This window comes from Actinomyces urogenitalis DSM 15434 (genome assembly GCF_000159035.1).
GTDB classification, from domain to species: domain Bacteria; phylum Actinomycetota; class Actinomycetes; order Actinomycetales; family Actinomycetaceae; genus Actinomyces; species Actinomyces urogenitalis.
The window spans coordinates 433,523-444,472 of record NZ_DS999575.1 but is presented as its reverse complement, the minus strand read 5'-3'; the positions used below and the strand labels follow the sequence as shown (position 1 = coordinate 444,472).

The following is a 10,950-nucleotide window of genomic DNA, read 5'->3' as shown; positions in this document are numbered from 1 at the left end:
CCCCAGCACCGGCGCCCTGGCGCGGTGCGAGGGAGGACAGGTCAACGGCTCCGAACATGCTCATCTGACGTTCTTCTTTCTTCCTGGTCCTGTGGCCACACGCTCATCCCGGTCAGGCACTGCCGCCGGGCGAGCATCCTTACTCAGACTCCTGGGGCGCGGCGGCGTCGTCGCGCGAGGCCGAGGCGAGCACGAGGTCCGCACCCAGCACCACCGCCGATCCCCCAGCCTCAGCCGAGGGGATCGAGAAGGCGATCATGACGTCGTAGGAGGCGGTCACGGCACCACGCACCTCAGTGTCACCGCCCAAAAGCTTGCCGACGTTCCCGCCGACGTTGAGCGTTGAGCCAGCCACGGTCTTGGTGTAGATGGTGGCGAAGGACAGGGTCGTGGCCACCAGCGCCCCGCCCTCGGTGGTGCGCAGCCCCTTGAAACTGTCCTGGCCGGCGGTGGCGGTCACGGAGACCGTGCCCATGCCGGACAGGTCGACGCCGCGCTCGGAGGCCACGCGCTGGCGCAGGGAGTCGTCAGCAAAGCCCAGGGAGTTGTCCCCCTCCGGGTTGTTGAGGAGCTCGATATAGGCGGCCAGGACCTCCTGCGGGGTCGCCACGAGCCCCGTGGAGTCGGCGTCGACCTGCTCCGAGCCCACCGAGGCGGTGGAGGTGGCCGGCACCTCGACGCCGGCGAACAGACGCGCCCAGGACCACAGCTCGAAGCTGTCACGGGCCGTGTCCTGAGACAGGACGAGCAGGTAGGGCGGCTCGGTGTCTGAGACGGGCTCAGTGATGGTCAGGGCCGCCCGCGGGAAGCCAGCGGTCAGCCCCACCGCGCCGGCCTGGCTGGTGGTGGAGAAGGCGTGGATGAGGGAGTCGTCCCCCGCGGCCTGGGCGACGGCGTACTCGGCCGCGCGGACACGGGCGGCCGGTCCGGTGAGATAGCCGGCCAGGGCCTCGCGGTTCTTGGCGGAGTCCGCCGAGGACAGCCCCTGATCAATGCGCTCCAGGATCGCCGTGAGGCGATCGGCGTCCAGGACCGGGCGCGGGGTGGCACTCGTGGTGACCGACGGCGTCACAGGCACGTCCTGCGAGCAGGCGGCAAGCGTGGCGGCAGCGGCGGTGGCCGCGGCGCCGAGAAGGAAGTGGCGGCGGGTAGTCATCAGGCGTTCTCCTCACCCTCTGCGGCCGGGTCCACAGGGTCGATAACGGCGGTGTCCTGGCCGGCGCCCTCGTGCGCGGCGGACTGCGGCGCCTCGGCGTCGTCGGCTTCCTCAGCCTCCTCACCCTCCGGCGTGGCCTCAGGCTCAGCAGACTCGCCCGCCTCGGTGTCCTGGAGGGACTCAGCCGGGGCCTCGTCAGCCAGGCTCAGTGCCTCGGTAGTCTCCAGCTCGCGGCCGGCGCGCAGGGCGCGCACCGTCTCCTCGTCCAGGCTCGGGACGACGGCGGAGCCTCGCGGCGCGCCGGCGGCCTCCAGGGCCTCCTCGTCCGTCACGGGCTCGGCAGGCAGCTCAGTCTCCGTCCTCGCCTCCAAGCCGGCCTCCAGGCCGGGCTCCTGGGCGTCAGCCGACTGCGAGGAGCCCGCAGTCTCGTCAGCCTGGGGGACGGCCGGGGCGGCCACGCCGTCGACGTAGACGATGCCGGTGCGCGGGTCGATCCACTCCTCGCCGGCGGCCTCAGCGCGCTCCTTGTCCCGCACCTCGCGGCGGGTGAGCGGGCGGTTGGGGTCGTTGACGGCCGGGATGCCCATGGTGGCGGTCGAGTCTGCCGTGGCCAGGCGGGCGGCGCGCTCGGCGGCGCGCTGACGGCGCTGCTCGTCGGCGTGACGCATCTGGATGTCCAGCAGCAGGCCGAAGACGCCCAGCAGGATGAGGATGCCGCCGATGACCAGGCCCGGGATCAGCCAGGGCGTGGACACCGAGCGGGACCAGGTCAGGGTGAGCGTCGGCGCGGCGGCGCTGCCGTCCGTGGCGGCCAGGACCACGAGGTCGGAGTCCGTGGCGTCCAGGTCCATGGTCGCGGTGTCCGCCTCGGTGACCGAGGTCTGCCACACATCCGCGCTCGCCGGGTCAGCGCCCGAGCTGGTCAGCGCCGTGCAGCCCGCAGAAGCGGTGGCGGCCTCCCTCGGCGCGGCAGAGGCAGCCTCGCTGGCATCCTCGGTGGCGGTTGAGGAAGCCGCGTCCGTGGCGCTGGCGCTCGCCGTCGCCGTCGGGTCTGCCTCGCAGCGCTCGGTGACCTCGGTGGTGGCCAGGGTCTTCCAGTCCTTCAGACCGGTCACTGAGAGGTACGGGTCGTCAGCGAGCCAGGCGTGGGCGTCAGCAGAGTAGCCCACGGCCAGGGTGACGTCCTGGCCCTGCGAGGTCGCGGTGACGGTGACGTCAGAGTTGACCAGTCCCAGGACGCCGGGCTCGACCAGGACGTAGGGCTGGTCGGTGGTGGCTGGCAGGGTCGCCTCGGCGGTCGAGCTCGGACGCCACACGGTGGCGGAGCACACGGCCAGGGCGATGACGACCAGTCCTGCGGCAGCGGCGATCGCACTCACGATACGTCGGTTCACGACGCGGTCTCCTTGCTTTAACGGACAGGGGCCCGACGCACCCGCCGCGAGGGCGGCTGGGGCGAGGCTGGGTGGCCGCACAGGAGGCGTGCTCCCGGGTCCACCTGGGCACTTCGGACAATCCAGAATCCCATGCAAGCGACCTTGGCGCAGCAATGACGGGCAAGATCACAGGATCCTGCGCCCTGAGCGGAACGACTCACAGTCCCGCTCCGGCCCGTCCTTCACCTCCAGGCCGCTCGTCCCGACGGCGTCGGCCGGCTCCGGCAGAGCGCCGCCGGCAAGCCCGGCCACGCCAGTTGGCACCGAAACAGCACAACGACGCCCGTCCCCGATACCCTGTCCTCGCAGACGGCGCGCGGCCGTCAGGAGAGAGGACACAGACGTGACTGACGGGACCGAGGCCTTCACGATCACGATGCGCGGTTACGACCGCGCCCAGGTTGACCAGCGGATCGAGACCCTGCGGCGTCAGCTCGCTGACGCCCGCCGCGAGGTCGAGAGCCTGGACCAGCGCACGATGACGTTGGCCGGCGAGCTTGCCGATGCCCAGCGCCGCCTGCGCGAGACGGACACCCCCTCCTACGCGGGCCTCGGGTCGCGGATCGAGCAGCTGCTGCGCAGTGCCGAGGAGCAGTCGGCCACGGTCCTGTCCAAGGCCAACGCCGAGGCCGAGACCCTCCTGGCCCGCACGCGCACCAACGCCAAGCGCGTGAGCGAGCAGGCTTCCACCGAGTCCGCCACGCTCCTGTCCGACGCCCGCCGCGACGCTGCCGAGCTGCGCTCTCAGGCCGAGGCGGAGTCCTCCACGACGCTGGCCAACGCCACGGCCCGGGCCGAGGAGATGGTCGCCTCCGCCCAGCGCAAGGCTGACCAGGTCACCGCCAAGGCGCAGGCTGAGGCCACCACCGTGCGTGACAGCGCCGAGCGTGAGGCCCAGCTCGTCGTCGCCCAGGCGAAGAAGGAGGCCACCGAGCTGCAGATCTCCGCCGAGCGCGAGGCCGCTGAGACCCGCCGCGCCGCCACGGCTGAGGCCGATGAGCTGCGTGCCACGAGCACCGAGGAGGCCGAGAAGCTTCGCTCTACCACGGCGGCTGAGGCCTCCACGCTGCTGGACAAGGCTCGCGCGGAGGCTGAGACCCTGCGCCGCGAGGCCAAGGAGGAGACCACGACGCTGCGCCGCGCGGCCACTGCCGAGGCCGAGGCCGCGCGTGCGGAGGCCACCGAGCTGCGCCAGCAGACCAGCCTGGAGATCGCGGCCCAGCACGAGGCCGCTGCCCAGGAGGACTCCGACGCGCACAAGGCTGCGGCCGAGCGCATCCGCGTCATGAACGAGCAGGCTCAGCAGCAGGCTGAGGAGGCTGAGGCTCGCCTCCAGGAGGCGATTGAGCGCGCCGAGGCCGTGCGTGTGCGGACCGACGCTGAGGCCCGCGACCGCCAGGCCGAGGCTGAGCGCCAGTCAGAGCAGATCCTGCAGGCCGCTCGTGCGCAGGCGGCTCAGATGCTGGAGTCCGCACGCGCCGACGGCGAGGCGCGCCTGTCTGCCGCCGAACGTCAGGTCGAGGAGCTCGAGCGCCAGCGCGACTCGGTGGCCAGCTACCTGGAGGAGATGCGCGGGGTCCTGGGCAACGCGGTGCCGCAGGTGCCGGTCTTCTCCGACGTCATCAACCAGGCCCTGCACCCTGCCGAGTCGGCCTCTGCCGCCTCCGCAGCCTCGGCCGGGGAGGCGAGCACACCGGCACCCGCCCCCACGGAGGCGGACCTGGCTGCCGCTCCGGGCGAGGGCGAGCAGACCACCGAGCCGGTGTCCGTTGAGAGCCTGCGCACCGAGCAGGCCGAGGAGCCTGCTTCGAAGGAGGCGACCTCGCAGGACGCGACCGAGGCCTGAGCCAACCGAGGTCTGAGGCCCTCAGGCCGTCCAGACGCGCCGAAGCAGTTCAGCGGCCTCTTCCTGGCTGACTCCCAGAGCACGCATCTGGGTCACGAAGGCGGAGGCCGCTTGCTGCGCCTGGGAGCCCGACTGGTCGCGGACAAAGGTACCCAGGCGTCCGCGTCCCTCGATCACGCCCTCGGCCTCCAGGGTCCGGTAGGCCTTGGCCACCGTGTTGACGGCTAGCCCCAGCTGGTTGGCCAGGGCGCGCGTGGACGGCAGGCGGGTGCCGGCTGCCAGGCTCCCCTCCTCCACCTGACGGCGTAGATCGTGGCAGATCTGGGCGAAAACCGGCTCGGCGGAGGCCGGGTCGACGGCGAGGGCAAGGTCCGGGGAGGTCGTCATGGCACCAGTGTGCGCCACGCCGGACGCCGTCGTGCGCTGGCCGAGGCCGAGACCGCGCCGTCACCCTCTACGCTGAGGCCATGACCGCTGACTCCCCCACGCCCCAGAGCCCTGACGACTCCAGCGAGGACTGGGCCGCACGCCGTCGTGAGGCTGCAGCAGAGCGTGCCCGGCTGCTCCAGGCCCGCCAGGCGGCTGAGCATGAGCGCGCCGGGCGCATCATCGCCCTTTTTCTGCAGGTCGCCCGCGCGGAGGGGCTCGCGCCGCAGCCGCTGCGCGTGCAGGGTTATGGCGGTGGCAGCGCGCGCACCGAGCTCAGTGGCTGGTACCTGCGTGCTGACCAGACGGTCGGCATCGATACCGATGGGCGCTTCTACGTGCTGTCGATGCGCCTGTCACTGCGCGAGAAGCTCATGGGTGCCAAGCCGGTGGCTGAACCTGCCCCGATGACGATCGGCGAGGGCGGCCGCGACGGGGACATCGTGCCGCTGCGTTTCGCCTTGGATCGGCTGCTGCCGGGCTGGGAGGAGCGCTCCCCCGAGCCCCTGCCCTGACCGCCCCGAAGCCCGCCGCCAACACACCGCCACCCCGCCCAACGCCGATTGCGGCGTGCCTTCACCCACGAGTACGTGCTTCCCCGATTCAGACGTGCCCAGGACGACCGCCCACGCACGCCACAATCACCAACCCGTACACCAATCCCCCAAAGCACGCCGCATTCACCAGCACCCAAGCCCCACAGGCACGCCGCAAACCCTCAACGCACGCCACAATCACCCAGGCGCGCACCACTCACCACAACCCCACCGGCCGAAGCCCACCGCCAACGCCTGGGCCGAGCAGCGCTCACCACAGATGGCGTTCCCAGCAGGAGGTGTGCCAGTGCCGGCGCTCTTCCAGCCCACGGTCGGCCCCAAAGAGTGACTCGTTGGACCAGGCCACCACATGCGGCGTCCCCACGATGATGGTGCGATTGCAGGCAGGGCAGGTGTACGGCTTGGAACCGCCCGAGACGTGACGAACGGTGAAGTCAGCTCCCCCAGGACCGGTCTGGGTACGTGGCATCGAGGACAAACGCTCCATCCGCAGCGGGATATGCCCTCCGCTGTAGGGACGCTTAGAGCTTCGCCTGGCCATGAGACCGACTCTAGCCCGCTGCTCAGCGCCGCTGCACCTGCCCCACCCCGTCGCTTCAGGCCCTGGACCGTCGATCACACGGCGCGCAGCATGGGGATCGACTGTTCAGGGCCTGAACCGACGCGAGGGCTCTCCCACCGCACGATCCCCGCAACGCACGCTCGACCGCACCCAGCCCCATCCAACTCCTCCAGCCCAGTTCCCCCAGCCCAACTCCCCCAACGCAACCTCCCCCCCGAAAACACAGGTCCCGGCAGCCGCATACAGCAGCTGCCGGGACCTGTTGCCAGCCCAGGGGCGCTCAGCTCAGCACCCCGGGCTCACACGTGCTCACAGCACATGGAGTGGGACTCAGATGAGGCCCATCTCCTGCACGGCGTGCTTCTCCTCCAGGAGCTCAGCAGCCGAAGCGTCGATCTTGGCGCGGGAGAAGTCGTCAATCTCCAGGCCCTGGACGATCTTCCACTCGCCGTTCTCGCTGACGGCCGGGAAGGAGGAGATGATGCCCTCGGGCACACCATAGGAGCCGTCGGACATGACCGAGGCGGAGGTCCAGGAGTAGTCCTTGACGCCCAGGCACCAGTCACGGACGTGGTCGATCGCGGCCGAGGCAGCCGAGGCAGCCGAGGAGGCGCCGCGAGCGGCGATGATGGCCGCACCACGCTTGGCGACGGTGGGGATGAAGTCCTCCTCGACCCAGGCGCGGTCCGCGAGCAGCTCGGTAACGGGCTGGCCCTTGACGGTGGCGTGGGTCAGGTCCGGGTACTGCGTGGAGGAGTGGTTACCCCAGATGGTGACCTTGTCCAGGTCCGAGACGTGGGCACCGGTCTTGGCGGCCAGCTGGGCCAGGGCGCGGTTGTGGTCCAGGCGGGTCATGGCGGTGAAGCGCGAGGCCGGCACGTCCGGGGCGTGGGAGGCAGCGATGAGGGCGTTGGTGTTGGCCGGGTTGCCCACGACCAGGACCTTGATGTCCTCAGCGGCGCCGGCGTTGATGGCCTCACCCTGGGGGCCGAAGATGCCGCCGTTGGCCGACAGCAGGTCCGAGCGCTCCATGCCGGCCTTACGCGGCATCGAACCAACGAGGAAGGCGATGTTGGCGCCCTCGAAGGCCTTCTTCGGGTCGTCGAAGATGTCGACAGAGCCGAGCGTGGGGAAGGCGGAGTCGAACAGCTCCATGGCCGTGCCCTCGGCGGCCTTGACTGCCTGCGGGATCTCAAGCAGGCGCAGGTTGACGCGCTGGTCCGGGCCGAGCAGGGCGCCGGAGGCGATGCGGAACAGCAGCGCGTAACCGATGTTGCCGGCGGCACCGGTGACGGTGACGTTGACGGGGGCGTTAGCCATGAAGGACTCCTTCTAGGACTGGTTGGACTGACCAGGCCGTGCGCGCACGACCCAGTCACGCGGGCCGCGCGGGGCGCTGCCCATGGAAAAGCCTACGGCCCCGGGGCCGAGCGCGTCAGGGACGATGGGCGGTTCAGCGTTCGCCCGCGGCGTCATCCACGTCACACAGGACGCGCTGAGCTGACGTCTCCAGTATGTCCTCGCCCATGACATGCGCGATCTGAGCCCACAGTATCGATCCTGCACCTCGCCAACGCGAGCTCACGCCCCCGCCCGGGCGCTCCCAGCATCCCAACGAGTTTTTCAAACAACTCGCCAACAACTCCCCACCCGTCTAGCCCGACGGCGAAGCCAACCTTTCCCTGCTATCTCACCAAATCAGCCAGTTCTCCGTAGGTGTTCCACAGTTGTTTGCAGCCCTCGCCCCAACCTCGGTGTCCTAACCTCCGAGCCCCAGGCCCTCTGGCCACCCCAGACGCACTGTCGCCGCCGACGCTCAGGTCACCCTGCGCGTCGACGGCGACAGTATCGAGAAAGACAGCCTCAACCGAGGCCAAGCCAGCCCTAGCTGACCTACTTGTCGGCCTGGCCGTTAGCCTGCGCGGAGGCCGCCAGCGCCTCGGGGCTGACCACGCCCTCCACCGCTACACGGTTGAGGTAGGCAACCCCGTCGAAGGACAGCTCCCGGGTGTTCTCCGGGTCGCCCTCGGCACCGATCTGACCGCCCGCCATCTTGTCGATGACGATCGCGATCGCCCCGTCACCAGTGACGTTGGTCGCCGTACCGAAGGAGTCCAGCGCGATGTAGGTGGCGATCATGAGCGCCACCTGCGCGTCATCAAAGCCGAGCATCGAGGACAGCAGTCCGGTGGCCGCCATGATGGCACCACCGGGCACACCTGGCGCGGCCACCATGGTGATGCCGAGCATGAAGATGAAGCCGGCCCACTGCGTCACGGAGACGTCGATCCCCTGGGTCAGGCAGATGGCGAAGGCAAAGGCGAAGATCTTCGAGGTGGACCCGGCCAGGTGGATCGTGGCGCACAGCGGCACGGTGAAGGAGGCCACCGCGTCAGACACGCCGTTCTTCCTGGTCTGGGCAAGCGTGACCGGAATGGTCGCCGCCGAGGACGAGGTCCCCAGAGCCGTGAGGTAGGCCGGCAGCATGGTGACCAGTGCCTTGACCGGGTTCTTGCGCCCGATCGCCCCAGCCACGCCGTACTGCACGCTGAGGATGACGACCTCCAGCACGAGCACCACAACCACCACGCGCAGCAAGGTGCGCATGATCGCCCAGGCCTCACCGGTGTAGGTGAGGTTCAAGAAGATGCCGAAGATGTGCAGCGGCAGCAGCGGGATGATGATCTTCTCGATGAGCGTGGTGATGATGGCACGGAACTCGATGAAGCCCTTGCGCAGCACACCGCGCGGCACCATGGACATCCCGATGCCGATCACGAAGCTGAGCAGCAGCGCCGTCATGACACCCACGGCCGCAGGCATCTCCACGGTGAAGTAGGTGGTCAGCGCGCTTCCCGGCTCCTCAACGTCGTCCAGGGAGTGCCCTCCCAGCAGGGAGGGGAAGACCGTGGCGCACATGAGGTAGGTGAGGAAGCCGGAGAAGAGGGTAGACCCGTAGGCGATCGCCGTGGTGATCCCGAGCCACTTGCCCGCCCCGCGCCCAAGGTCCGCGATAGCGGGAGTAACCAGGCCGATGATGATCAGCGGGATAGCGAAGTTGAGGAACTGGCTGAACAGGGCGGAGAAGGTCGCGAAGACGCGGCCGATCGCCTCGGGAACCAGAGGGTTACCGCCCACCTTGATCGAGCCCAGGACCAGGGCCAGGATGATGGCGACGATGACCCACACGAGGATCCCGCCCTTGGCAAGGAAACGTCGCAAGGCGGAGGGAGACGTGGATGCTACGGGAGTCTGCGTGCTCGACATGGAGCGCCTTCCGGTCACGGGGATGGGAACGGGCGGCAAACAAGCGCCCTGTGGGGCAGCATCGCATACCGGCTGCTCATCACGACGAGGAGTTTCGCGTGGTGAGCAGCAGTCTATGAGGTCGTGCGCCGCCTCACACGGTGAACAGCAACTGGCACTCAGGAGGCGCTCAGACGATGGCGGGAAGGGTGGCGTACCAGCTCAGCGCCAGGACCGCTAGTCCCAGCAGGATGCCGAAGGCGACGTCGAAGCCACGCGAGCGGGCGGCGATCCAGGTGCCATCGGGCCGCATGATGCGCACGATGGCGAGGACGATCACCTCCAGCCCCAGCCAGATGACGGCAATGCGGTTATAGCCGAGCATGGCGATGAGGGGCACGAGCAGGGTGGCCAGGGCCGTGGCGACCACGGCGAGCGTGGAGTAGGGCTCGTGGTGGCGCTCAGCCCAGCCGGGTCGCTTGTGGCGCAGGCAGGTCTTCTTGCCTGCCCGCTCACGCCCCTGGCCGTCACTCACGCAGGCCATGGTAACGATCCGGCCTGCGTGCGCGGCGACCGGCGGCGGCGCGCCGGGCAGTTTCCCGTGCCCGACGGCGCCGCCCCGGGCCCCGGATCAGTGGGCGAAGTGCCGGTTGCCGGTGAGGTACATAGTCACGCCCGCGGCCTTGGCCGCGGCGATGACCTCCTCGTCGCGGATAGACCCGCCAGGCTGGACCACGGCCTTGACGCCGGCGTCGATGAGCACCTGGAGGCCGTCAGCGAAGGGGAAGAAGGCGTCGGAGGCGGCCACGGCACCGCGGGCGCGCTCGGGTGCCTCGGCGTCCAGGATCTCGGAGGCGTCCGCCCCGCCGACGGCGCCCTTCTCCTGCTTGTCCGCGGCGGCGTCCCCGGTCTCACGCAGGCCCAGGGTGTTGGCGCGCTCGACGGCGAGCTTGCAGGAGTCCACGCGGTTGACCTGTCCCATGCCGACTCCCACAGTGGCCCCGCCCTTGGCGAGCAGGATGGCGTTGGAGCGCACGGAGCGGATGGTCTCCCAGGCGAAGCGCAGGTCTGCCAGGGTCTCCTCGTCCGCGGCCTCGCCGGCCACGAGCTCCCAGCTGGCGGGGTCGGCGTCCCCGGCCTGGTAGGTGTCCCGCTCCTGGATGACGGCGCCGCCGGAGACCTGCTTGATCTCGTAGCCCTCGCGCGTGGGAGGCTCGACGACGAGCAGGCGCAGGTTCTTCTTGGTGGACAGGATCTCGACGGCCTCGTCCTCGAAGGCGGGGGCGGCGACGACCTCGGTGAAGATGGGCTTGACCTGGCGTGCCATCTCGGCGGTGACGGTGGCGTTGGTGGCGATGACGCCGCCATAGGCGGAGACGGGGTCGCAGGCGTGGGCCAGGCGGTGGGCCTCGGCCACGTCCCCGGAGGCGGAGACAGCGATGCCGCAGGGGTTGGCGTGCTTGATGACGGCGACGGTGACGGCGTCACCGTGGTCGTAGGCGGCGCGCACGGCGGCGTCGGTGTCCGTGTAGTTGTTGTAGCTCATGGCCTTGCCGTGGAGCTGGCGGGCACCGGCCACTCCCCCGCGCTCGCCGACGGTGCGGTAGACGGCGGCGGCCTGGTGGGGGTTCTCGCCGTAGCGCAGGGTGTCCAGGCGCTCGTAGCCCACGCCCACGTAGCGGGCGGGTGCGGCCGGCGTGGTGGCGTCGCCGGGCTCCTCG

Annotated in this window: 9 protein-coding genes and 1 pseudogene; 2 read left to right on the top strand and 8 right to left on the bottom strand. The window is 70.0% G+C overall.

The genetic code is table 11. The annotated features are described in order from the left end of the window. Positions 1–139 precede the first annotated feature (139 nt). Positions 140–1,156 (bottom strand): DUF8094 domain-containing protein, encoded by a 1,017-nt coding sequence (locus HMPREF0058_RS07775; protein ID WP_006549219.1) that lies wholly within the window; start codon positions 1,154–1,156, stop codon positions 140–142. Further along, positions 1,156–2,550 carry a hypothetical protein gene (locus HMPREF0058_RS12775; RefSeq protein ID WP_169305829.1) on the bottom strand — a complete coding sequence of 465 codons (1,395 nt, stop codon included), beginning with the start codon at positions 2,548–2,550 and terminating at the stop codon, positions 1,156–1,158. Before HMPREF0058_RS12775 ends, HMPREF0058_RS07775 begins: the two co-directional genes overlap by 1 nt. A 385-nt stretch (positions 2,551–2,935) precedes the next feature. On the opposite strand from HMPREF0058_RS12775, the gene HMPREF0058_RS07765 reads away from it, so the two are divergent. Next, positions 2,936–4,438, top strand: coding sequence for a coiled-coil domain-containing protein (locus tag HMPREF0058_RS07765; RefSeq protein ID WP_006549216.1), 1,503 nt, complete (start codon positions 2,936–2,938; stop codon positions 4,436–4,438). Between the two features lie 21 nt (positions 4,439–4,459). Here the strand turns inward: HMPREF0058_RS07765 and HMPREF0058_RS07760 are convergent, their stop codons facing one another. Next, a complete protein-coding gene (locus HMPREF0058_RS07760; protein ID WP_006549215.1) occupies positions 4,460–4,825 on the bottom strand; it encodes a GntR family transcriptional regulator in 366 nt (121 codons plus the stop codon). Positions 4,826–4,905: 80 nt separating this feature from the next. On the opposite strand from HMPREF0058_RS07760, the gene HMPREF0058_RS07755 reads away from it, so the two are divergent. Further along, positions 4,906–5,379, top strand: a complete 474-nt coding sequence (locus HMPREF0058_RS07755; RefSeq protein WP_006549214.1) for a hypothetical protein — start codon at positions 4,906–4,908, stop codon at positions 5,377–5,379. Between the two features lie 292 nt (positions 5,380–5,671). On the opposite strand, the gene HMPREF0058_RS07750 is transcribed toward HMPREF0058_RS07755, so the two are convergent. The 5 genes and pseudogenes from HMPREF0058_RS07750 to purH all read right to left on the bottom strand — a co-directional run. Then, on the bottom strand, positions 5,672–5,962 hold the full coding sequence (locus HMPREF0058_RS07750) for an Rv1322 family protein (protein WP_048681623.1): 291 nt from the start codon (positions 5,960–5,962) through the stop codon (positions 5,672–5,674). Positions 5,963–6,313: 351 nt separating this feature from the next. Continuing rightward, positions 6,314–7,303, bottom strand: a complete 990-nt coding sequence (locus tag HMPREF0058_RS07745) for a malate dehydrogenase (RefSeq protein WP_006549212.1) — start codon at positions 7,301–7,303, stop codon at positions 6,314–6,316. A 573-nt stretch (positions 7,304–7,876) separates the two neighbouring features. Continuing rightward, the gene (locus tag HMPREF0058_RS07740) at positions 7,877–9,205 is read right to left on the bottom strand and encodes a dicarboxylate/amino acid:cation symporter (RefSeq protein ID WP_006549211.1); all 1,329 of its coding nucleotides are present in this window, start codon (positions 9,203–9,205) and stop codon (positions 7,877–7,879) included. A gap of 214 nt (positions 9,206–9,419) precedes the next feature. Further along, entirely contained in the window at positions 9,420–9,773 is a 354-nt protein-coding gene (locus HMPREF0058_RS07735; RefSeq protein ID WP_006549210.1) for a DUF3017 domain-containing protein, read from the bottom strand. An 87-nt stretch (positions 9,774–9,860) separates the two neighbouring features. Beyond that, positions 9,861–10,950 (bottom strand): annotated as a pseudogene (purH, locus tag HMPREF0058_RS07730) (bifunctional phosphoribosylaminoimidazolecarboxamide formyltransferase/IMP cyclohydrolase); the annotation flags it as partial.

What these genes read in the sequence shown, in the direction of transcription:
- HMPREF0058_RS07775 (WP_006549219.1), bottom strand. Translation starts at nt 1,156, where the DNA reads ATGACTACCCGCCGCCACTTCCTTCTCGGCGCCGCGGCCACCGCCGCT.
- HMPREF0058_RS07760 (WP_006549215.1), bottom strand. Translation starts at nt 4,825, where the DNA reads ATGACGACCTCCCCGGACCTTGCCCTCGCCGTCGACCCGGCCTCCGCC.
- HMPREF0058_RS07755 (WP_006549214.1), top strand. Translation starts at nt 4,906, where the DNA reads ATGACCGCTGACTCCCCCACGCCCCAGAGCCCTGACGACTCCAGCGAG.
- HMPREF0058_RS07750 (WP_048681623.1), bottom strand. Translation starts at nt 5,962, where the DNA reads ATGGCCAGGCGAAGCTCTAAGCGTCCCTACAGCGGAGGGCATATCCCG.
- HMPREF0058_RS07745 (WP_006549212.1), bottom strand. Translation starts at nt 7,303, where the DNA reads ATGGCTAACGCCCCCGTCAACGTCACCGTCACCGGTGCCGCCGGCAAC.
- HMPREF0058_RS07735 (WP_006549210.1), bottom strand. Translation starts at nt 9,773, where the DNA reads ATGGCCTGCGTGAGTGACGGCCAGGGGCGTGAGCGGGCAGGCAAGAAG.